Annotated in this window: 17 protein-coding genes; 7 read left to right on the top strand and 10 right to left on the bottom strand. The window is 69.8% G+C overall.

What is annotated here, in order from left to right; all coding sequences use genetic code 11:
* Positions 1 to 53: 53 nt before the first annotated feature.
* The 3 genes from O1R50_RS08640 to O1R50_RS08625 all read left to right on the top strand — a co-directional run bounded on the left by O1R50_RS08640 (position 54) and on the right by O1R50_RS08625 (position 3,169).
* Positions 54 to 1,502: a KamA family radical SAM protein gene (locus O1R50_RS08640; RefSeq protein ID WP_408612635.1), complete on the top strand. Its 1,449-nt coding sequence runs from the start codon at positions 54 to 56 to the stop codon at positions 1,500 to 1,502.
* Positions 1,499 to 2,338, top strand: a complete 840-nt coding sequence (locus tag O1R50_RS08635) for a BKACE family enzyme (protein ID WP_270109544.1) — start codon at positions 1,499 to 1,501, stop codon at positions 2,336 to 2,338. The genes O1R50_RS08640 and O1R50_RS08635 overlap by 4 nt, the downstream gene beginning before the upstream one ends.
* 249 nt (positions 2,339 to 2,587) lie before the next feature.
* Positions 2,588 to 3,169 carry an isochorismatase family protein gene (locus O1R50_RS08625; protein WP_270109543.1) on the top strand — a complete coding sequence of 194 codons (582 nt, stop codon included), beginning with the start codon at positions 2,588 to 2,590 and terminating at the stop codon, positions 3,167 to 3,169.
* Positions 3,170 to 3,229: 60 nt separating this feature from the next.
* Here the strand turns inward: O1R50_RS08625 and O1R50_RS08620 are convergent, their stop codons facing one another.
* The 7 genes from O1R50_RS08620 to O1R50_RS08590 form a co-directional block, all read right to left on the bottom strand.
* Complete coding sequence (locus O1R50_RS08620) at positions 3,230 to 3,526, bottom strand: hypothetical protein (RefSeq protein WP_270109542.1); 297 nt, start codon at positions 3,524 to 3,526, stop codon at positions 3,230 to 3,232.
* A gap of 146 nt (positions 3,527 to 3,672) precedes the next feature.
* On the bottom strand, positions 3,673 to 4,275 hold the full coding sequence (locus tag O1R50_RS08615) for a phosphotransferase (protein ID WP_270109540.1): 603 nt from the start codon (positions 4,273 to 4,275) through the stop codon (positions 3,673 to 3,675).
* An 84-nt stretch (positions 4,276 to 4,359) separates the two neighbouring features.
* Positions 4,360 to 5,361, bottom strand: a complete 1,002-nt coding sequence (locus O1R50_RS08610; RefSeq protein ID WP_270109539.1) for an ABC transporter substrate-binding protein — start codon at positions 5,359 to 5,361, stop codon at positions 4,360 to 4,362.
* 29 nt (positions 5,362 to 5,390) lie between these two features.
* Complete coding sequence (locus tag O1R50_RS08605) at positions 5,391 to 6,200, bottom strand: ABC transporter ATP-binding protein (RefSeq protein ID WP_270109538.1); 810 nt, start codon at positions 6,198 to 6,200, stop codon at positions 5,391 to 5,393.
* A complete protein-coding gene (locus O1R50_RS08600) occupies positions 6,197 to 7,450 on the bottom strand; it encodes a FecCD family ABC transporter permease (protein ID WP_270109537.1) in 1,254 nt (417 codons plus the stop codon). The genes O1R50_RS08605 and O1R50_RS08600 overlap by 4 nt, the downstream gene beginning before the upstream one ends.
* Positions 7,447 to 8,472 (bottom strand): FecCD family ABC transporter permease, encoded by a 1,026-nt coding sequence (locus tag O1R50_RS08595; protein ID WP_270109536.1) that lies wholly within the window; start codon positions 8,470 to 8,472, stop codon positions 7,447 to 7,449. The genes O1R50_RS08600 and O1R50_RS08595 overlap by 4 nt, the downstream gene beginning before the upstream one ends.
* A gap of 102 nt (positions 8,473 to 8,574) precedes the next feature.
* A complete protein-coding gene (locus O1R50_RS08590) occupies positions 8,575 to 8,877 on the bottom strand; it encodes a hypothetical protein (RefSeq protein WP_270109535.1) in 303 nt (100 codons plus the stop codon).
* A 152-nt stretch (positions 8,878 to 9,029) separates the two neighbouring features.
* On the opposite strand from O1R50_RS08590, the gene O1R50_RS08585 reads away from it, so the two are divergent.
* From O1R50_RS08585 to O1R50_RS08575, 3 genes are read left to right on the top strand one after another with little or no spacing between them, the layout of a single operon-like run.
* Positions 9,030 to 10,730, top strand: coding sequence for an ABC transporter transmembrane domain-containing protein (locus O1R50_RS08585; RefSeq protein ID WP_270109534.1), 1,701 nt, complete (start codon positions 9,030 to 9,032; stop codon positions 10,728 to 10,730).
* Entirely contained in the window at positions 10,727 to 12,466 is a 1,740-nt protein-coding gene (locus O1R50_RS08580; RefSeq protein WP_270109532.1) for an ABC transporter ATP-binding protein, read from the top strand. The genes O1R50_RS08585 and O1R50_RS08580 overlap by 4 nt, the downstream gene beginning before the upstream one ends.
* A 41-nt stretch (positions 12,467 to 12,507) precedes the next feature.
* Entirely contained in the window at positions 12,508 to 13,143 is a 636-nt protein-coding gene (locus O1R50_RS08575; RefSeq protein WP_270109531.1) for a hypothetical protein, read from the top strand.
* A gap of 43 nt (positions 13,144 to 13,186) precedes the next feature.
* Here O1R50_RS08575 and O1R50_RS08570 read toward each other — a convergent pair whose 3' ends face one another.
* The 3 genes from O1R50_RS08570 to O1R50_RS08560 all read right to left on the bottom strand — a co-directional run bounded on the left by O1R50_RS08570 (position 13,187) and on the right by O1R50_RS08560 (position 18,404).
* Positions 13,187 to 14,200, bottom strand: a complete 1,014-nt coding sequence (locus O1R50_RS08570; protein ID WP_270109529.1) for a pectate lyase family protein — start codon at positions 14,198 to 14,200, stop codon at positions 13,187 to 13,189.
* Between the two features lie 95 nt (positions 14,201 to 14,295).
* Complete coding sequence (locus tag O1R50_RS08565) at positions 14,296 to 15,540, bottom strand: serpin family protein (protein ID WP_270109528.1); 1,245 nt, start codon at positions 15,538 to 15,540, stop codon at positions 14,296 to 14,298.
* 1,679 nt (positions 15,541 to 17,219) lie between these two features.
* The gene (locus O1R50_RS08560) at positions 17,220 to 18,404 is read right to left on the bottom strand and encodes a serpin family protein (RefSeq protein ID WP_270109527.1); all 1,185 of its coding nucleotides are present in this window, start codon (positions 18,402 to 18,404) and stop codon (positions 17,220 to 17,222) included.
* Positions 18,405 to 18,584: 180 nt separating this feature from the next.
* Here O1R50_RS08560 and O1R50_RS08555 point away from each other — a divergent pair, with 180 nt between their 5' ends.
* Positions 18,585 to 20,489 (top strand): GTP-binding protein, encoded by a 1,905-nt coding sequence (locus O1R50_RS08555; protein WP_270109525.1) that lies wholly within the window; start codon positions 18,585 to 18,587, stop codon positions 20,487 to 20,489.
* Positions 20,490 to 20,706 lie beyond the last annotated feature (217 nt).

Here is a 20,706-nt window from a genome sequence, read left to right as displayed (position 1 = left end):
ATCGACCAACGGGAGACACTGCGCCCGTTTACGGCTCGCAAGCGTCGCCGAGGGTGCCCGTGATCGAGCAGCCTTACCAGTACCGGCGGCGCAGGCTGGAAGAACCGGACTGGACCCGGTTCCCCGGCTGGGCGGACGTGACCGAGGCGGACTGGGCCTCGGCGCAGTGGCAGCGCGCGCAATGCGTCAAGAACGTCAAGCAGCTCCGGGAGGTCGTCGGCGACCGGCTCCACGAGTCGTTCTACGAGGACCTCGCGCAGGACATGGCGCATTCGGCGACCATGTCGATGCTGCTCCCGCCGCAGATGCTCAACACGATGGCCCCTGCGATCGAGGAGACCGCCGCCGGTTCCTGGACCGACGCGTTCCACGCCGACCCGGTGCGCCGGTACATGCTGCCGGTCGCCTCCGACCGGCACCCCGACTGGCCCTCGCACCCGTTCGCGACCCGCGACTCCCTCCACGAGCACGACATGTGGGCCGTCGAAGGGCTCACCCACCGGTACCCGACGAAGGTCCTCGCCGAGCTGCTCTCGACCTGCCCTCAGTACTGCGGGCACTGCACCCGCATGGACCTCGTCGGCAACTCGACCCCGACAGTGGACAAGCGGCGGCTCGCGCTGAAGCCGGTCGACCGGCAGACCGCGATCCTCGAATACCTCGAGGCGCACCCGGGCGTGCGGGACGTGGTCGTCTCGGGCGGCGACGTCGCGAACCTGCCGTGGAAGCAGCTCGAACGGTTCCTCGACCGGCTCCTCGACGTGGAGACCATCCGCGACATCCGCCTGGCCACCAAGGCTTTGATGGGCCTCCCGCAGCACTGGCTGCAGGAGGAGATCGTCGACGGCATGGCCCGCGTCGCCAAGCGCGCCGCCGGACAGGGCGTCAACCTCGCGATCCACACCCACATCAACCACGTCAACTCGGTGACCCCGACCGTGGCGCGCGCCGCGGCGGCGATGCTCGACGCCGGCGTGCGCGACGTGCGCAACCAGGGCGTGCTCATGCGCGGCGTCAACGACACGCAAGCCGACCTGCTCGACCTGTGCTTCGCGCTGCAGGGCGAGGCGAACATCCTGCCGTACTACTTCTACATGTGCGACATGATCCCGAACGCCGAGCACTGGCGCACTTCGGTCGCGCAGGCGCAGGAGCTGCAGACCGCGATCATGGGCTACCTGCCCGGGTATGCGACGCCGCGCATCATCTGCGACGTGCCGATGGTCGGCAAGCGGTGGGTCCACCAGCTCTCCGAGTACGACCGCGAGCTGGGCATCTCCTACTGGACCAAGAACTACCGGACGTCGATCGAGGCCGACGACCCGGACGCGCTCACCCGCCGGTATCCGTTCTACGACCCGATCGACACGCTTCCCAAAGCGGGACAGCAGTGGTGGGCGAACATGCACCCGCCGGTACGCGCCAAAGAGGACGGCAACGCGGCGGCCGCGAAGTCGCGGCTGGCCGTGGCCCGCCAGGACGAGGCCGCGGAGGTGGCATGACCGGCACCCTCATCACGGTGGCGCCCACCGGGGCCGAGGTCGACAAGGCCGAGGTTCCCTCGCTGCCGGTGACGCTGGACGAGCTGGTCCACACCGCGAAGCGATGCGAGCAGGCCGGGGCCTCGATCATCCACGTGCACCTGCGCGGCGACGACACCCGGCCGACCCTCGACCCGGTGCGGCTGCGCGATGCCGTTGCGGCCCTTCGGGACACGACGGACCTCATCGTGCAGCTCTCGACGGGCGGCTCGGTCCACGACGGCGAGAAGGCCCGGCTCGCGGTGCTCGACGCGGAACCGGACATGGCCTCCTGCACGATGGGCACGGTGAACTTCGGCGACGACGTGTTCATGAACCGCTGGGAGTTCATCGTCGAGCTGCACAAGCGGATGCAGGACAAGGCGGTCGTACCGGAATACGAGCTGTTCGACCTCGGGCATCTGGCCGCGCTGGAGCGGCTGCTGCATCAGCACGGCCTGCCGTTCGGCGGCCATGTGCACGTCGACTTCGTGCTGGGCGTGCCTGGTGGCGCGGCCGGGGATGCGTCTACGGTGACGGCCTTCGCGGAGGGGGTCCGCCGGTACCTGCCGGAGGGGACCACGTTCTCGGCCACCGGCATCGGTCGCACCACGCTCCCGGTGATGCTCGCTTCGCTGGCCCACGGAGGGCACCTGCGGGTGGGCATGGAGGACACGGTCTCGTACGCGAGGCGGCAGCCGGTCACCGGCAATCTTCAGCTGGTCGAGCGGGCCGCGAGGGCGGCGGCGCTGGCGCAGCGACCGGCGATTACGACCGTCGAAGCTCGCAAGCTCCTGCGAATGCGTGACGCCGACTGAGTAGAACGCGAAGAGCCCGGCCGCTTTGCGGTCGGGCTCTCGCCATGTCGAGGTGTCAACTGCGGCGAGCCGCGCGGAGGAGGCCGGTGAAGTCAGTGGTAGCCAGATCGAAGGTCGGTGAGGAGTCGCCGAGCTTGCTGTCACGGACCTGGAAATCTCCGGTATTCGAGCGGGCTTCGAGGCAGTCGCTGTTCGCAGTCTGTCACACGATCTTCCCGTTCTGCGACACATCAACTCCAGTCGGCAGTTATGCACGGCGTACTGCCAAGTAAGCCCGCCAAGGTATCCGCCTCCGATTACTGTAAAAGCGTGACAGTCCTTGACCCCCAACAAATCGCAGTCGTCATCGTCGACCTCATGCCCCGGCTGCTGCAGTTGGAGATGCAGCCGCGTTCAGGCGCCGAAGTCCTCGAAGCCGCACTCGCCCTTGCCGATGGCGCCCGCAAAGCGGGTGCGCCAGTCGTGGCGATCCGAGTCGAACGCCCGAATGTGGAGGAACAGCCGCCGGGAAGCGAACTGACCGAGGAACTTGCGATGGTTGCAGATGCGGTCGTGGTGAAACGCTCGATCGGCGGCTTCTACGGCACTGACCTCGATGCCGTGTTGAAGCAGTTCGGAGCGCAGACGCTGGTGATGGCCGGGATCATGACGAACCTCGGGGTGGAGTCGACCGCGCGGGCCGCCTCCGACCACGGGTTCGACCTGGTGTTCGTCGAGGACGCGATGAGCGCCCTGAGCGGCGCCGAACACGAGGCCGCGATCAACCTCGACCTGCCTCGCTTCGGCACGGTGGTGCGCCTGGTCGACTTGAGCTGGCGGACCACGCTTTGACAAGTGCGGCGAAGGGCCCGGCCACGATCGGCCGGGCCCTTCGTTGCTCTTTCGGCGCGGTCAGCGGTTGTTCTGCGCCTTCTTCAGCCCGGTCATGAGGTCGTCGAGGTTCATGGCGGGCGAGATCGAGATCTTCGCGTTCAGCATCTCGAACATGGGCTGGGTGACGACCGGCATCATCGACACCTCCTTCATGTCGAAGAAGATCATCATGGTCCGCATGCCGTCCTGCGGGGAGAAGTAGGCGGCCTCCGGCTTCAGCTGTTCCATGATCTCCTTCAGCTTCTTCGGCCATTCGTCCTCGGGAATCTGGCTGCCACCGTCCGCCGGGACCTGCACCTTCAGCAACATGCGCATTGGACTCATCCTCCTGGTCGCCGGACCGGCGGACAGCACGTCGGGCAGTCCACGAACCGGTCGGCACCCTCATTGCACCGTGCTCCGCAGCCCCTGTCCGAGTTTCCGGGATCTCCTCAAATCCCTGCCGGGCTATGGATGACGTGCTAGCGCCCAGCCGCCTTCCGGAACCGATCGGCGTGGGCCTCGCCGTACTGCGGGTTGAGGCCTGCCGTGAGGCTCCAGACCATGTCATGGATGTCGCGGCCGCGCTCGGCGACGCCGAGCGTGCCGACGTCGACGACGCCGTTGACGGTCAAGGTACGGGGATCCAGGATCACGTTCGGGAGCATGAAGTCGCCATGGGAGACCACGAGGTCGTCGCCGGTGGCACCCTCATCGCGGAAGGGGCATTCATCGACCGGGAGCGTGTGAAAGCGGCCGAGGTATCGGCCGATCGCCTCCACTACCGCTCCCCGATCGGACTCGGGCCAGGGCTCTGCCCCGGAGCGGCCGGGGACGGCCGTGGTGACGAGGTAGTCGCGGCCGTCGCCGAATCTGCCTGCGGCCACGAGTTCAGGGGCGCCGAGGTCGAAGCTCGCCAGCCAGCGGAGTGCCTCGGCCTCGCGCGCCAGGTCGTTCCCGACCTTCGCGAACAGCGGCGACGGTCCTTCGAGCCGCCACACCTGCGCTTCGGAGTGACCGATACCGATCGGTGCCCACGTGTAGCCGCTGTAGCGGGCGCGCAGCGCCTCGATGGATTCGGGCATGTGCACCAGCGTCGCACCGCCCACTTCAGGCGGCAACGAGGTTTTCGGTCGGGCCGCTCCTGAGCAGGCGCGGCCCGGACCTTGTTATTCGGCGCTGGGGAGTTCGACGCCCGTGGCGTTCGCGATGTCGGCGAGGACCAGGCGGGCCGCCTGGATGCCGATGCCGCTCATCCAGATCTCGTCGGCCACGTTGAAGACCTTGTCGTTCTTGACGGCCTCCATCTCGGCCCACAGGGGGCTGTCCATGGCGGCCTCCTGCTCGGTCTTCTCAGGGTCGTCGGCGACCGTGACGAACACGAAGTCGGCGTCGGCGAGGTCGATCTGCTCCGGGCCGACCTCGAGGGCGAAGTCGTCGACGTCCTGGGACTCGGGGCGGGCGACGCCGACGTCTTCAAGGATCACGCCCGAGAAGGTGGCCTTCTGGTAGAGGCGGGTCGGGCCGGCGAGGAAGCGGACGACCGAGACAGTCGGCATCTCGCCGCCGTTGGACTCCTGGATCAGAGCGCCGAGCTCAGCGGCCTGGGCCTCGTAGGCCTCCAGCGCTTCGGCCGCTTCGTCTTCGAGGCCGAGCGCTTCGGCGTGGACCGCGAGGTTCTCCTTCCATGCCACACCGGTGGTCTCGGTGAACACGGTCGGGGCGATCGCGGCGAGGTCCTCGTAAATGGCCTCGTGGCGGATCTTCGAGGACAGGATCAGGTCCGGCGCGAGCTCGGCGATCTTCTCCAGGTCCGGCTCCTCCATCGGGCCGACGTCCACAGTGTCCGCGGTCATCTCGGAGAGGTATTCGGGGAAACCGCCGGTGGTCTTCAAGTGCGGGGCCACCGCGCCGACCGGCTCGATGCCTAGGAGCGTCACGTCGTCGAGCTCGCCGGAGTCGAGGACCACGACCCGCTCGGGCTGGGCCGGGATCTCGCTCTCGCCCATGGCGTGCGTGATGGTGCGCGGGAACGCGCCGGTCGAATCGGATTCCTGCTCGGCGGCGTCGCCGGTGGCGGTCGCCGCGCCGCACGCGGCCGTGGCGGCGAGCGCGGCGGCGGCGGCCAGCAGAGCCGCGGCGGCCCGCAAGCCGTTCGTCATGGACTTCATTGATGGGTTCCTTTCGGGTGGGAGGGGTGTCAGGGGCGGCGGTGCCGGGCGCTCGCGCGCGGGACCACCAGCGGGGTGCCGGTCTCGGGATCGGCTACGACGCGGCAGGGGACGCCGAAGACGTCCTCGACGAGCTCAGAGGTGAGCACGTCGGCGGGCGCGCCGAACGCGGCCGGGGCGCCGTCGCGCATGACCACGAGATGGTCGGCATAGCGGGCGGCCTGGCCGAGGTCGTGGAGGACCATGACGACCGTGCGGTCGGCGGTCGCGTTGAGCTCCGAGACGAGGTCGAGCACGTCGATCTGGTGCCGCAGGTCGAGGAACGTCGTCGGCTCGTCGAGCAGGAGCAGCGGGGTGTCCTGCGCGAGTGCGAGCGCGATCCAGGCCCGTTGGCGCTGGCCGCCGGAGAGGTGGTCGACCGGGAGATCGCGCAATGCCGTGGTGCCGGTGCGCTCCAGCGCGGTCTCGACGGCGGCGCTATCAGCGGCGGACCAGGGGCGCAGCGCCCGCTGGTGCGGGTATCGGCCGAGTCGGACGAGCGCTTCGACACTGATGCCTTCGGGGGCGACGGGCTGCTGCGGGAGGAGCCCGAGGCGGCGGGCGAGGGCGCGGGCGCTCATGCGGTGGACGTCGTCGCCGTCGATGGCGACGGTCCCGGTCTCGGGGGCGATGAGGCGGGCGAGGCCGCGCAGGAGCGTGGACTTGCCGCACGCGTTGGGGCCGACGATGGCGGTGACCTGGCCGCCGGGGAGCGTCAGGTCGAGATCGGCGACGATCGTGTTGCGGCCGTATCCGATACGGAGGTTCTCGGCGGTGATGGCGTTGGGCGCGTTCGTCATCGGGCGGTCCTCGGGTCGGGTCGGTTCTGGCGGGCCAGCAGCGCGAGCAGGCACGGCGCGCCCAGGGTGGCGGTGACGACGCCGACGGGGAGGCCGTCGAACGGCAGCGCGTGCTGGGCGACGAGATCGGCGGTGAGCAGCAGCAGCGCCCCGGCGAGGGCGTTCAGGGCGAGGGTCCCCGCGGTCGGGGGTCCGGCGAGGCGGCGCACGAGGTGCGGGACGGCCAGCGCGACGAAGCCGACGGGGCCGGTGAGCGCGACCGCGAGCGAGGCGAGGACCACGGCGACCGCGAGGAGCTGGAGGCGGGCGAGTCCGGGCTGGACGCCGAGGGCTCCGGCGGCGTCGTCACCGAGGTCGAGGACGGCGGCGCGGCGGTGGAGCGCGAACACGGCGATGAGGGCTACGGCGGTGGCCGAAGCGCCCACGATCGCCTCGTTCCAGTTGCGGCCGTATAGGGAGCCGGTGGTCCAGTGCAGCGCGGAGGAGGCGAGTTCGGCCGGGAAGCGGACGATGAAGAGGTTCACGGCTGCCGTGAGGCCCGCTTGGACGGCGAGGCCGACGAGGACGAGACGGATCGGACTGATGCCGCCTTTCAGTCTTGGCGCTGCTCGCGAGCCATCGATTTGCAGAGCGAGGAGGCCCAAGATTGTTGCAGCGCAGAGTCCTCCGCCGAGTGCCGCGAGCGGCGTCAAGGGTGCCGCGAGGCCTAGGGCCACTGCGGCGGTCGCACCGAGGGAGGCGCCGCCGGTGATGCCGACGACGTCGGGGCTGGCGAGCGGGTTGCGGGCCACGCGTTGGAGGACGGCCCCGGCGACGGCGAGTCCCGCTCCGGCGATCACTGCGCTGAGGACGCGCGGGGTTCGGAAGCGGCCCACGAGCAGCACATCCGCGCGGTCGCCGGTCCCGAGGAAGAGCGCGTTGAGGGCGCGGCCGGGACTGAGGGTGTTCTCCCCCAGGCAGATTCCGGTGAGCATTGCGGCGGCGAGGAGTGCGGCCCCGGCCAGGGCGAGGAGCGCGGCGCGGCGGCGCTGGCGGGCGATAGCGCCGAGGCGACCTCCCGACACGACTCGATGCCGGTTGCCGGACGCTGCGGCGGGTTCGGTGTCGAGCTGTTCGCGGCCGGTGGCGCTGCGCGACCGCTCCCCTGCGGTCGCGTCCGCGCGCAGCCCGTCGCGGCCGCTCGGGCTCCGCGAGTTCGATTCGGCGGTCGCACTGTCGCTGCCCCGCGGTTCGCGGCTGGTCTCAGTCATCGGGTGGCCTTCCTGGCGAGGATGGCGAGGAGGGGCGCGCCGAGGAACGCGGTGACGATGCCGACTTCGATCTCGCTGGGGCGCAGGAGCATTCGTCCGAGAACGTCGGCGGCTAGGAGGAGCACGGGTCCGCCGATGAGGCAGCCGGGCAGGAGGAGCCGGTGGTCGGAGCCGATCACGGCGCGGACGAGGTGGGGCGCGGCCAAACCGATGAAGGCGATCGGCCCGGTCACGGCGACGGCGGAGGCCGCGAGGAGGACGACGGCGATGCCGCCGAGGATCCTGGTGCGGCCCACGGGGACGCCGAGTGCGGAGGCGGCCTCGTCGCCGAGGCTCAGTGCGTTCAGTGCTGGCGCGACGATGAACGCCAAGAGCGTTCCGGCGATGAGCGGAACGGCGACGGGCGCGAGCATGTCGAGGCCGCGGCTGGCGAGCGAGCCGACGAGCCAGAAGCGGGCCTCGTCGAGGGTCTGCTCGGAGGTGAGGAGGACCGCGGAGGTCCAGGCGGCGAGGACGGAGGCGAGCACGGTGCCGCTGAGCGCCAAGCGGACCGGGTCGAGGTCGCCCGCCCCGCGGGCGAGGGCGAACACGGCGACGGCGGCGATCGCGGCCCCGGCGAGGGCGAACGGTAGGAACTCGGCGGGGCGGGCGAGGCCGAGGACGTGGATGGCGGTGACGACGGCGAGGGCGGCGCCGGCGTTGACGCCGAGGGTGGTGGGCGAGGCGAGGGGGTTGCGGGTGACGCCTTGGCAGACGGCCCCGGCGAGCCCGAGGGCGGCGCCGACGACGATGCCGATCACGGTGCGGGGCAGGCGGATGCCGGTGACGGCGAGGGCGTCGCGGCTCGCGTCGTCGCCGAAGAGTGCTTCGACAACCGTGGCCAGCGGGACCGGGCGGGTGCCGAGGGCGAGGCTCAGTGCGACGCAGACGGCAAGGGCCGCAATACCGACGGCGAACACTGCCGCGGCGCGCGCGGGGGTGCGGGGGCGGACCGCGTCCGGGGTCGGGTGGGCATCGAGCACCCGAGCAGATTAGGTAAGGCATACCTAACGATCGGCATGCGATGCCGGGAACGTGGCCCTCCGCACAAAAGCTTGAAACTTCAATTCAATCGAGTATGGCCGTCAGTGGTTCCAGCGGTGGCCCCAGCCGGAGAGGATCCCGCCGATCGCCAGGTAGACCAGGGCTGCGATCCCGTAGTTCACGACCGCGCGGACCTTCGGGTCCTCGATGCCGGTGAACATGTCGCGGAAGAGCCAGGAGAACCAGTTGGCGAGATCGGCCATGAAGTTCACCAACGGGTTGTGAGGATTCGCCTCCAGGAGGACGAAGCCCAAGTGCAGCAGGATGATCAGCGCGATCGCGCCGAAGATCGCGGTGAGGACGTGCACGATGACGGGGTTGTAGCGTGTGACGACGTGTGCCATGACGATTCCGTTCGCTCAGTGTCTGTCGTTCCTGGACGCCCGGGTTCCCGTCACGGAGCGGCGCAAACAGGACCTGCGGAACCTGGCACAGCCGGGAATGCGACAGTCTAAGCGGTTTCCGCAATACCGGTCGGCCGGTAAGCTTGGGACCCATGCCCTCCAGACCACAGCCGCCGACTCCGCACGATGACGGCTCAGCGTTGCCGCTCCCGCTCACCCCGCTGCGCTTCCTGACGGGCCTCGCTCGGCCTCATGCCGGCCGCATCGCGCTGGGCTGCTTGCTCTTCCTGCTCGCGGGCGGCGCCTCGATGTCGCAGCTGTGGATGCTCGGCCGGGTCGTCGACGAAGGCCTCATCGCCCGGGACGGCGGCGCGCTCGCGTTCTGGTTGACGCTCATGGGCATCGCCGTCACCGCGCAGCCGACGTTCTGGGTGCTCGGCTTCCGGCAGTTCAACACCGCCGACGCCGCCAGCCAGCGCGTCATCGTCCGACGGCTCACCGACCACCTCAACACCGCCGGGACCGGCGTGCGCGGACGCGTCTCCGCCGGAGAGCTGGTGAACCTGCCCAGTGAGGACATGCGCAAGGCCGCCCACACCGTCACCGAGCTCGGGTTCCTCTCCAGCAACCTCGCCATGTTCTCGATCGGCTCGGCCCTGGTGTGGTCGATCCACCCGCTGCTGGGCGCCATCGTCATCGCCGGGAGCGTCGTCACCGCGCTCGTCGCCGGGCCGCTCCTCAAGCGACTCCAGCGCCGCCAGGCCGACTACCGCGACATGATCGGCGGCCTCACCGCGCAGGCGGCCGACATCGTCGGCGGCCTGCGGGTGCTTCGCGGCATCGGCGGGGACCTGCTGTTCACCGACCGGTACAGGGAGCAGTCGACGGCGCTGCGCGACCGCGGCTACGCGGTGGCGAACTCGAGCTCGTGGATCCACGCGCTGCGCCACTCGATGCCGATCGTGTTCGTAGCGGCCATCACCTGGGTGGGCTCGCTGCTCGCGGTGGACGGCGCGCTCACAATCGGCGGTCTCGCCTCCGCGTTCAGTTTCGCGACGATCTTCATCGCCGTCTCGGGGAACTTCATCATCTCCGCGAACTACCTGGTCGCCAGTTGGGTGGCCGCTGGCCGCCTCACCAGGTTCCTCGCCATTTCAACCGATGTGGACGATCAGGGGACGCTTCCGGGTGCGGGCGGGGAGCTGCGCGACCCCGATTCGGGCCTCGCGGTCCCTGACACCGGACTCACCGTCCTCGTCACCGCCGAGACCGCCCCGGCGACGGAGGCCTGCGAGCGGCTGGCCCGCTACCGCGACTCCGAGGCGGTGTGGGGTCAGAAGCCGTTGGAGTCGTATGCGCTCGCCGACGTGCGCGAGCGGATCATGCTGCTCACCGACGAGGACTACCTCTTCGAGGCCACGCTCGCCGAGACGCTGCGGGTCGAACCCGACGCGGCGCTCGCCGCGATCGAGACCGCTTGCGCCGCGGACGTGTACAGCGGGCTCGGCGGCTCGCTCGACGGGCGTGTCGCCGAAGGCGGCCGCAACCTCTCAGGCGGCCAGCGCCAGCGGCTGCGGCTCGCCCGCGCGCTCGCGGCCGCGCCGCAGACGCTGCTGGCGGTGGAGCCGACGTCGGCGGTCGACTCGCACACCGAGTCGCTCATCGCCTCGCGGGTGACGGCCGCCCGTGCGTCCCAGTCGACGCTGGTGGTGACGGCGTCGCCGCTGTGGCTGGTCCGCGCCGACCGGGTGGTGTGGATGGTCGAGGGCAAAGTGCACGCCGCCGGGTCGCACACCGGGCTGCTGGCCGATCCCGCATACCGCCACCTCACGTCGCATAAGGAATCCGCGTGAGCGCCACCGATATTCGAGCGCGGCTGCCGATCGCGAACCCGGCGCAGGTGCGCCGGGCGTTCCTGGGCCTGATCGCCGCCGACAAGGGCCCGGCTGTGCAGGTCCTCGTCATGTACACGCTCGCTGCCGCCTTCAGCGTCGCCGTGCCGGTCCTGCTGGGCCGCGTCGTCGACGGGATCGGCGCGGGCTGGGGCGCGGGCGACGTCAACCTGGTGTGCGGTGTGATCGTCGCCTGCGTGGCCGTCCAGTTCGTGCTCAGCCGCCTGGGCCGGCGGGCGGGCTACCGGTTCGGGGAGCGGGCGGCGGCGCGGCTGCGCGAAGATGTGGTGGCCCGCGTGCTCGGGCTGCCGCTGGACCGGGTCGAGCAGGCCGGGCGCGGCGACCTCGGGACCCGCACGGCCGCGGACGTCAACACCGTCGCTGACCTGCTGCGGGACAATGGACCCGCGATCGTGACGTCCCTCATCGAGGTGCTGGTGCTGTACGCCGCGCTCTTCGTGGTGCATCCCCTCCTGGGCCTGGTCTCGCTGGTGACGCTGCCGCCGCTGCTGCTGGCGGCGAGCCGGTACCTGCGGCAGGCGAGCCGGGTGTTCACCGAGCAGCGCGCGGCCATGAGCGAGGCCGCCGAGACCCTCTCCGCCTCTGGACACGGGGCGAGAACCGTTGCGGCGCTGGCAATGCAGGAGGACCGGCGAGCACTCGGCCACGCGCGGGCCGAGACGCTGTTCGAGCGGTTCAAGCGGCTCATCAGGCTCCAGGTCGAGTTCTTCTTCCTGCTGCTCTGGCTCAACCGGTTGCAGCTCGTGCTGACGATCGTCGCCGCCGGGCTCTGGTACCTCGATGGCGGCCTGAGCCTCGGCACGGCGATCGCGGCGATCACCGTGGTCGTGCGCATCGCCAACCCCACCAACGGGGTCATGACCCAGCTCAGCGAGTTCCAGCAGGGTTCGGCGGCGCTGGCGCGGATCGCGGGGGTCGGCCTGATCGAATCGGCGCCGCGCGAGGCCGTGCCGGACGGGACCGACCTGAAGCTCGACACGGTGACCTTCGGGTACGGCGACGGGCCCGACGTGCTGCACGGTCTCAGTCTGCACCCGAAGCAGGGCGAGCGGCTCGTCGTCGTCGGCCCTTCGGGGGCGGGGAAGTCGACGATCGCGCGGCTGCTCGCCGGGATCGACCGGCCCCGGACCGGCCGGGCGACGCTCGGCGGCGTGCCGGTGTGCGACATCGCGGTCGAGGAACTGCGGCGCCGCGTCGTGCTCGTGACCCAGGAGCACTACGTGTTCACCGCGACCCTGCGCGAGAACCTGATCCTCGCCGCGCCCGACGCGGACGACGCGCGCCTGGTCGAGGCGCTGCGGCGCGTCGATGCCGGATGGGCCGTCGCGGTCGGGCTCGACACGATGCTCGGCCCCGAGCATCGCAAGCTGACCACGGCGGAGGCGCAGCAGATCGCGCTGGCGCGCGTCGTCATCGCCGACCCGCCGATCGTGATCCTCGACGAGGCCACGGCCGGTATCGACCCGGCCAGTGCGGGCAATGTGGAGGTCGCCCTCGCGGCGGCGCTCGCGGGTCGCACGGTCATCGCGATCGCGCACCAGTTGCAGGCGGCGGCTTCGGCGGACCGGATCGCGGTGGTCGAGGACGGCCGGATCGCGGAGGAGGGCCCGCACGCTGCGCTGCTGGCGGCGGGCGGGGTGTACGCCGGGCTCTGGCACGCCTGGCAGGGCGACTGAAGCGGGTTGCCCGGAGTGGCGTGGGCGGTTAGGGTCCGAATATGTCGAGAACTCCTGTTGCCGGTACCGATGTCGAACGGGCCGTGGCCCTTGCCGCGGAGGCGCTGCGCCCCGCGCCCGCCGAAGCGTGGGACGCGCAGGCCGGGCCGATGGACTGCTCGTGCTGGGACGCCATGGACCACTTGAACAACGGCGTCTTCTCGTACGCGCTGCGGCTCGCGCCGCAGGTGCCGTACCTCCAGGGCCGTCCGACGATCGTCTGGCAGCGGCCAGGAGAGCAGCCGCTGCCGCTCATCACCGACCGCGAGGCCGGCCCTGAAGCCGGGATCGAGGTCCTGCTGATGGCGGGCGGCCTGGTCTCGGCGGTGGTCGATGCGCGATCGGCGACGGCGCGGGCATGGCACATCTGGGGCACGGCCGATCCCGAGGGCTTCGCCGCGATGGGCGTGGTCGAGACGCTCGCGCACGCCTTCGACCTCACCCAAGGGCTCGGCGTCGACTTCGAGGCTCCGGCGGACCTGGTGGCCCCGGCGATGGCACGGCTGTTCCCGGAGGCGCCTGCGGACACCGATCCTTGGCCGACCCTGCTGTGGGCCACGGGCCGCGGTGAACTCGACGGGCACGCGAAGCGAGGCCCGGACTGGACCTGGCACAGCGCGCCCTTGGACGAGGACTAGTGCGCTCTCGGCGCTGCTGATGCGCGCCGGGAGCACCGCTCGCCTATAGGTTCCCCGCCCCCGCTCCGGCAGGAACCGTCGTCGGCAGGGTCGCCGGGTCGTCGAGCGAGTAGTCGTAGTAGTCGCCTGGTGCTTCGACCGTGCCGTTGGTCTCGCACGTGCCCGACGCGGTGAAGATGTTGCCTCGTTCGACGAGGCGCCCGGGACCGCTGTCGGCGTAGCCGCTGGCCGAGAAGCACGGGAAGGGCACGTTCTGGAAGTAGTTGCCCTCCACGAGCACACCGGCATCCATGGTGGACGCGGCGGCGTAGAGCTCGTTGGCGCGGAAGTAGTTGTTGTAGACGTGGACCGGCTCGCCGAACCTCACGCGCGGGTGCCGCTGGGTCGAGCCGTCGAAGTAGTTGTGGTGGATGGTCGTCTTGAGGTGCCCGGCGTCGCCGGACGCGCCATCGGAGTGGCCGATGAGCATGCTCTTGTCGGTGCCGTCGAAGTGGTTCCAGGAGATCGTGATGTAGTCGGCCTGGCGCGCGATGTCGATCGAGCCGTCGGCGGGGTTGACGAAGGTGTTGTGGTCGACCCAGATGTGGTGGGACTCCTGGCCGATGCCGACGGCGTCGTCCTCGGCGTTGGTGAAGGTGAGGTTCTGGACGATCACGTTGTAGGACCGGTAGAACTCGAAGCCGCCGCCGTTGATCACGGCGTCGTCGCCGACTCCGAGGATCGTCTTGTTCGGACGGACGCCCTGCTTGCTGGTGATGTCGATCGTGCCCTCGACCAGGATGGTCATGGCGCCCACCGTGTCGATGGCTTCGAGCAGTTCGTCGGTGGTGTCCACGGTGACGGTGGTACCGCCGACGCCGCCGGTGGTGCCGTTCTGACCGAGCGCGTTCACCGAGGCGAACCCGGTCGGCGTTCCGGTCTGCAGGGGCGCTTGGTCGAGGGCGTACCGGGTGCCATCGACCTCATCAGCCTGCGCGGTCTGCAGCGCGCCCATCGTCACGGCCGCTGCGACCACGGCGGTGACGACGGCTGCGCGGGATTGGGGTCGTCTTCGCATGGGATGACCTCTCGTGAGGATATTGGTAGATATCGATATATTATCGATATCGACCTCCACATGCAACCGGTTGCAGAGACGATCTCGCCTTGCGGTTAGGGGCGTTCGGGCTTCTCGACCCATCCGGCGATGAGAACCAGTCCGGACGGCCGGTGCCGGGCGAGGTAGGCGAAGGGCCGGTCGAAGCGGATCGAGGCGCGCACGTGACGGTGCTTGGGTTTCGCGAAGGCCGCGGCACGCGTCATGGCGATCGCGGTGACCGCGGCGGCCTCGAATCCAGAGGCGCTGAAAACCGCCATCGCGGTCTGCTTGGCCTGGGTGACGTAGACCGGCTCGGCCGCAAGGCGGTCGAAGCGGGCACGGTCCACGTCAGAGGCGATCACGAGGCCGAGCGCTTCGGCGTCGTCGCTGAGGTCGAGATCGGCGTCGAGCTTGAAACGGACAGTCTGGACCTCGACCTCCGGGCCGGACTGCGGCCTCATCGACTGGTACTCGGTGACCTCGACGCCGACCGCCCGCTCCCCCAGCCCGAGCTCGGTCGACGAGCGGCCCCAAGCGGGATCGGTCGCGGCATCGACGAGTTCGTTCATGACCGCTTGCGGCGCAAGCTCTTCGCGCCCCAGGGCTAGCAGGACATCGATGTCTCCGTCGCCGGGGACAGTGAGCACTGAGGCATTGTCGGCGACACGGAGGACGTCGCCGTTCAAGGTCGCGGTGAGGGCGCGGCAGCGTCCGAACTGCGCCCACGGGCCTTTGAAGGTGCGGCTCGAGTCCTGGAACGGCGTGCTCCAGGTGGTGCGTATGGACAGGGCGCTGGCGAGGACGAGATCGATCGGTTGATTGAAATCCAGGGGCATCCGCTCGATGAGCCCGCCGGTGTTCCTGGAGGCCCATGCGTCGAGTGCCGCCTTGTCCGCGGCGACATCGCCGGTGAGCGACCCGACCGACTCGATGGGCAGCTTCGCGCTCCATTCAGGGTCGAGAGTGACCCGTGCCCCGGCCCAGACCGCGAGGGCGAGGCGTATCGACGGGCTGGTGCGAACCGCTTCGAGCAGCGCGGCTGGCACTGTTGCGGCCTGGTCGGCGTCGAGACCGGCGGCGGCCAGCAGCTCGTCGCGGGTCTCATCGACCGCCCCGGTCGCCAGCGCAGCGAGCAGCGGCCAGACGCCGAGGCCGGAGGCGACGGCGGGCACTTCGCTGCGGCCGGTGAGCCAGCGCCGGGTGAGTTCGTTAGCGGCCTTGATCTCGCTCGCGGCCAGCGCGTCCTGAATCGTGGTCTCGGTGCCCATGCCCTGGATGCTAGTGCCTTGGCGCTGGGAGCCGCTTGGCTTGGCCTCCATGCTTTGGGATGGTGGGGTTCGAGGTCAAACCCGGCAGCGACGGAGAGGTGGATGGATGGCCTCGGATGTCGGGTGGCGGGTTTGTGTTGGGTTGGGGCGCAGGGGGTCTGGTCGGTTTCTGGGGCGCGGCCGGGGAGCCGAATGTGAGGGTTTTCCCTGCGTGTGGGTGATGACGGCGGGGTCTGTAGTGGGGATAATTGAGGTACGTACAGGGATACGGAATCCGTGTAGGTGAACGATATGGTGGTAAGCAGACTACGACATAAGCCTCTGGCCATATGCCTGCATTGCACGGACGTTGAGATCGGTGTCGGAGCCATGAGGAGCTCCGGCGTCACTCGGCCACGGCCCTTTGCGATGAGCCGTTGAACTGTCCTGGCAGGGACAGGGACACGGCATGCACCCCCCGGACCGGGGCGAGACCCGGAGACGGACAGCGGTGAGCACCCACATGGTGCCTGCCGGCAGGCCCAGGCCCGATCAGACGATCAGGAGCCAAGGGCCAAGGAAGCAGAGGCCAGCGGCCCCCGATCTGCAAGTGGGAGTGAGGGTCTGGAGGCCAGTGCCCCGAAATGCAAGAGGGGCAAAGGCTCAGAGGCCAGTGCCCTGAAATGCAAGAGGGGCAAAGGCTTGGAGGCCGGTGCCCCGAAACGTCTCGGCGGCAGGGGTCTGGCGGCTGGTGCCTGCGAAGGAAGGTCAGGGCCGCTGATCGAAGGCCGGCCGGAAGCCGAAGGGCACCGGCCGGAAACCCGGACAGGGAAGCCGAGGCACGGGAAGCGCGAGGAGCAGCGGGAAGGAGGCGAGAAGGACATGACGACCACGACCATGCACACGACCCCCACCGCAGCCGCGACCGAGGCAATGCCCGCCGCTGACGGCTCCCGCATCGCCGCCCGCTTTGTCGCTCCGCAGTCTGGCCCGGTCGCTCGGGCTTCGAGCCGGACTCGCCAGGTCGCTTCGGCACCGGCACGAATCCGCCCGGCCCGGCCGGCAGCGGCAATCGGCCCCGCCCGGCCCGCATCGCCTGTTCGGTGGCGGCAACCGGCCCCGCCCCGGCGACGCACCCCCGAGCAACCGCTCACCCCTCCATCGCTGCCCGCCTGAACCGCGCACCGAAGACGACCCCGCCTCGGCGACGCACCCCCGAGCAGCCGCTCACCTCTTCATCGCTGCCCGTTTGAAGCCGACCCGAAGACATCCCGGCCCCGGCCACCCGAGCACGATCGGCTCCCCGCCTCTCCGTCGCTGACCGCTTGAAGCCGGCCCGAAGACATCCCGGCCCCGGCCAACCAATCGCGATCGGCTCGCCACTTCGCCGTCGCTGACCGCTTGTGGTGCAATCACAACGCTGCCGTGTGGGGAACACCAACCGACGGGATCTGCCACGAGGGAGGGTGGCCGCAGCCAAGCTTGCCCCGGCCACCCGACCTCGGATCGATTCGCCGATTCACCGTCGCTGATCGCTTGAAGCGCACCCAAATCGCAACCGCGAGGCCTGTTTGGATGCGCCAGGTCGGCTACTCCTCACCATCGCCGCAGCGGCGCCCGCTGCGATCGCTGGTACGCCGTGATCGTGCGCAGCCGGAACAGCGCGAGGGTCCACCTCCTGCTCAAGGTCGCCATGACTCGCTGGGGCGTGCGACCGAGACAGCGCCGCAACCGGTGTCGTGGCAGATCGGTTATCCGCCCGGGTTGTCGACCCAGCCGCCGATGAGGATGAGGCCCGAGGGACGGTGTCGGGCGAGGTAGGCGAAGGGGCGGTCGATGGTGAACACTGCGCACCGGTGGCGATGGGTCAACTGCGGTGGGGCCGAACCCATCCAGTCCATGCCGATCACGGTGATGGCCGCGGCCTCGAAACCAGTGGCGCTGAATACGGCCGTGCAAGTCTGCTTGGCCTGGCTCACGTAGAGGCGTTGGGCGGCAAGGCGGTCGAACTGGGCGAACTCGTCGTCAGAAGCGAGTTCAAGGCCGAGTGAGGCGGCGTCTTCGAGGAGGTCCAGGTCGCTGTTGAGTTCGAACGCGGGGACGAGTGCGTTGGTCTCCGGAGCGGTCTGCGGTTGCGGTGCCTGATATTTGCGGAAGCTGACGCCGATCGAGGGCGCGTCCGTGTTGAGCTCGCTTACGGGGCGGCCCCACTCGGGATCGGCGATGGCGTCGATCAGGGTCGACATGACCGCTTGGGGAGGGGTCTCCTCGCGGCCGAGTGCCAGCAGCACGTCGATGTCGTCGTCACCTGGCACGGTGAGCACCGCCGCGTCCTCGCTGACGCGCAGCACCTCTTCGTGGTAGGTCGCCGAGAGGGATTTGCCTCGGCCTTGCCAAGGGCCGCTTCGGAAAGGTCCGTACTCGTCGAACGGCACGCGCCACTTGGTGCGGACCGATAGGGCGCTGGCCAGGAGGAGTTCGATCTCCTCTTCGAGGTTGATCGGCATCTTCTTGATGAGTCCGCCGGTGTTCCGATCGGCCCATTCGTCGAGGGCGGGTTTGTCGATCGCGGGGTTGCCGGTGAGGGAGCCGATGGCGTCGACGGGCAGTCCCGCGACCCAGTCGGGGTCGAGGGTGACTCGGGAACCGGCCCAGGCCGCCAGCGCGAAGTTGAGGGCGGGGGCGGAGCGGACGGCGTCGAGGAGGGCGCCCGGGAGGACGGCGGCCTGGCCGATGTCGATGCCTGCCGCTTCCAGCAGCTCGTCGAGGGTGGCTTCGACGGCCCCGGTGGCGAGGACGGCGAGCAGCGGCCAGATGCCGAGGCCGGAGGCGACAGGGGGGACTTCGTTGCGACCGGTGAGCCAGCGCCGGGTGAATTCGTTGGCGGCCGTGATCTCGTCGGCGCTCAGGGCGTCCTGCAGGGTGGTCTGCTCCATGTCCCGGATGCTAGCGGCTGCCTGCGAGTTAATTCGCTTGCGTGGTCCCGGCAGCGGTTCTACCCTCGGGCACATCGTCGGTTCGGACGTGTCAATCCTCGCTGTAGAGGGAGATCGCAATGCGCCAAAACTCGGAGTGCTCCATCAGCTTCCAGTCGATCTCACTCTTGAGGACTTGCATTGTCGTATCTGAATCTGGGGATTCTCGCCCACGTCGACGCCGGTAAGACCAGCCTGACCGAGCGGCTGCTCTTCAACGCGGGCATCATCGACCGTGTCGGCAGCGTCGACTCCGGCAGCACGCAGACCGACTCCATGGATCTGGAGCGGCGCCGCGGGATCACCATCCAATCGGCGGTCGTGGCGTTCCGGTTGGACGATCTCACCGTCAATCTCATCGACACTCCCGGTCACACCGACTTCATCGCCGAGGTGGAGCGGGCGTTGCGCGTGCTCGACGGTGCCGTCCTGGTGGTCTCGGCCGTCGAGGGTGTGCAGGCGCAGACGCGCGTCATCTTCCGCACGTTGGAGCGGCTCGGGGTGCCGACGCTCCTGTTCGTCAACAAGGTGGACCGGCGCGGCGCGCGCGAGGCGGATCTGCTGCGGGATCTGGCCGAGATGCTCAGTCCGCGGCTGCTGCCGATGGGCACGGTCCGCGATATCGGCGGCGGGAACGCCGTTGTGGAGCCGTTCGTGTTCGGCGATCCGGCGTTTACCGATCAGGCGATAGAAATGCTCACCGCGGGCTCGGACGAGTTCCTGGCCGCGTATCTCGACGACCCAGATGCGCTCGATTGCGAGGCGGAGCTGGCAGCGCAGGTGCGTTCGGGCCGGGCGCATCCGGTGTTCTTCGGGTCGGCCGTGACGGGCGCGGGGGTGGCGGCCCTGACCGAGGGCATTCGCCGCTACCTGCCGGTGCCGAGTCGGGATCCGGAGGGTGAGCCGGTCGGGACGGTGTTCAAGGTGGAGCACGGCCAGGCGGGGCAGAAGGTCGCGTACATCCGGTTGCACAGCGGGCGGATCGCGCCGCGGGAGCAGCTCAGGACCTTCCGCCGGGTCGATGGGACCGTCGAGTCGTTCGAGGGCAAGGTGACCGGTGTCGAGGTGTTCGCGACCGGCGCCGAGACGGTGATGGCCGTGGCAGAGCCGGGCAGTATCGCGAAGGTCAAGGGCCTCACCGAGGTCCGTATCGGCGACGCGATCGGTTCGGAGGAGGCGCTGGCGAACGGCGGGTTCTTCACGCCGCCGACGCTGGAGACGGTGGTGCGTCCGGCCGATCCGGGCGACCGCATCCCGCTGAACCGGGCGCTGCTGAGCCTGGCCGAGCGCGACCCGCTCGTCGACCCGCATTTGGACGAGCTGTCCGAGGAGATGGCGGTGCGGCTCTACGGCGAGGTGCAGAAGGAGGTCGTGGCCTCGCTCCTCGATGAGGAGTTCGGCATCGCCGTCGAGTTCGAGGAGACGCGGGCGATCCACATCGAGCGCCCGGTCAGGACCGTGGAGGCGCTGCACGAGATGGGTCCCTGGCAGCAGACGCCGCACATCGCCACGGTGGGTCTGCGACTCGAGGCGGGAGATCCGGGGTCGGGCCTGCAGTACGAGCTCGAGGTCGAGCGGGGCTCGCTGACTCGCGCGCTGCGCAACGCCGTCGAGGAGACCGTCCACAAGGCGCTGAAGCGGGGCCTGTACGGCTGGGCGGTCACCGACTGCCGGGTCGTGCTGACGGCGACCGGCTACATCGGGCGGGCGAGTACGGCGAACGACTTCAGGGCGGTCACCGCATTCCTCCTCGACGTCATGCTCAAGGAGGCGGGCACCGAGGTCTGCGAGCCGGTCAACAGCTTCAACGTTGAGTTCCCCGCCGGGACCGGGAACGCGGTCTTGAAGACGCTCGGCGAGGCGCGCTCGAACATCAAGGGCCAGTTCTCGACCGAGACCACCGGGTACGTCTCCGGTTTCATGCCGACCGAGGCCGTCCACGGCGTCGAGCGGCGCCTGCCGGGCATCACCGAGGGCCTGGCACTGTTCACCACGGAGTTCGCCGAGTACCGCCCGGTCTACGGCACCCCTCCGAGGCGCGGCTAGGAAAGGGCAGGACCTGTGGAGATCAAGCAGATCGAGGACCGCTGGGAGGCCCGCGACGATACGGGCCTGGTCGGGACGGCGCACGTGTGGGACCGCCCGGACGGGAAGCGGTTCGCGTGGTTCGACCCGATCGAGTCGGGGGGGGGCGGGGGGGGGGGGGGGGCGCGGGGGGGGGGGCGGGCGGGGGGCCGCCCGGGGGGGGGGGGGGAGGCCGGGG

The organism is Glycomyces luteolus (assembly GCF_027622875.1).
GTDB classification, from domain to species: Bacteria; Actinomycetota; Actinomycetes; order Mycobacteriales; family Micromonosporaceae; genus Glycomyces; species Glycomyces luteolus.
The sequence above is the reverse complement of the archived record's forward strand: the minus strand, read 5'-3'. Positions and strand labels throughout refer to the sequence as shown.

Excerpts from the sequence above, each read along its gene's own strand:
- O1R50_RS08635 (WP_270109544.1), top strand. The coding sequence starts at position 1,499 with ATGACCGGCACCCTCATCACGGTGGCGCCCACCGGGGCCGAGGTCGAC.
- O1R50_RS08625 (WP_270109543.1), top strand. The coding sequence starts at position 2,588 with ATGCACGGCGTACTGCCAAGTAAGCCCGCCAAGGTATCCGCCTCCGAT.
- O1R50_RS08620 (WP_270109542.1), bottom strand. The coding sequence starts at position 3,526 with ATGCGCATGTTGCTGAAGGTGCAGGTCCCGGCGGACGGTGGCAGCCAG.
- O1R50_RS08615 (WP_270109540.1), bottom strand. The coding sequence starts at position 4,275 with ATGCCCGAATCCATCGAGGCGCTGCGCGCCCGCTACAGCGGCTACACG.
- O1R50_RS08610 (WP_270109539.1), bottom strand. The coding sequence starts at position 5,361 with ATGAAGTCCATGACGAACGGCTTGCGGGCCGCCGCGGCTCTGCTGGCC.
- O1R50_RS08605 (WP_270109538.1), bottom strand. The coding sequence starts at position 6,200 with ATGACGAACGCGCCCAACGCCATCACCGCCGAGAACCTCCGTATCGGA.
- O1R50_RS08600 (WP_270109537.1), bottom strand. The coding sequence starts at position 7,450 with ATGACTGAGACCAGCCGCGAACCGCGGGGCAGCGACAGTGCGACCGCC.
- O1R50_RS08590 (WP_270109535.1), bottom strand. The coding sequence starts at position 8,877 with ATGGCACACGTCGTCACACGCTACAACCCCGTCATCGTGCACGTCCTC.
- O1R50_RS08585 (WP_270109534.1), top strand. The coding sequence starts at position 9,030 with ATGCCCTCCAGACCACAGCCGCCGACTCCGCACGATGACGGCTCAGCG.
- O1R50_RS08575 (WP_270109531.1), top strand. The coding sequence starts at position 12,508 with ATGTCGAGAACTCCTGTTGCCGGTACCGATGTCGAACGGGCCGTGGCC.
- O1R50_RS08570 (WP_270109529.1), bottom strand. The coding sequence starts at position 14,200 with ATGCGAAGACGACCCCAATCCCGCGCAGCCGTCGTCACCGCCGTGGTC.
- O1R50_RS08565 (WP_270109528.1), bottom strand. The coding sequence starts at position 15,540 with ATGGAGGCCAAGCCAAGCGGCTCCCAGCGCCAAGGCACTAGCATCCAG.
- O1R50_RS08560 (WP_270109527.1), bottom strand. The coding sequence starts at position 18,404 with ATGGAGCAGACCACCCTGCAGGACGCCCTGAGCGCCGACGAGATCACG.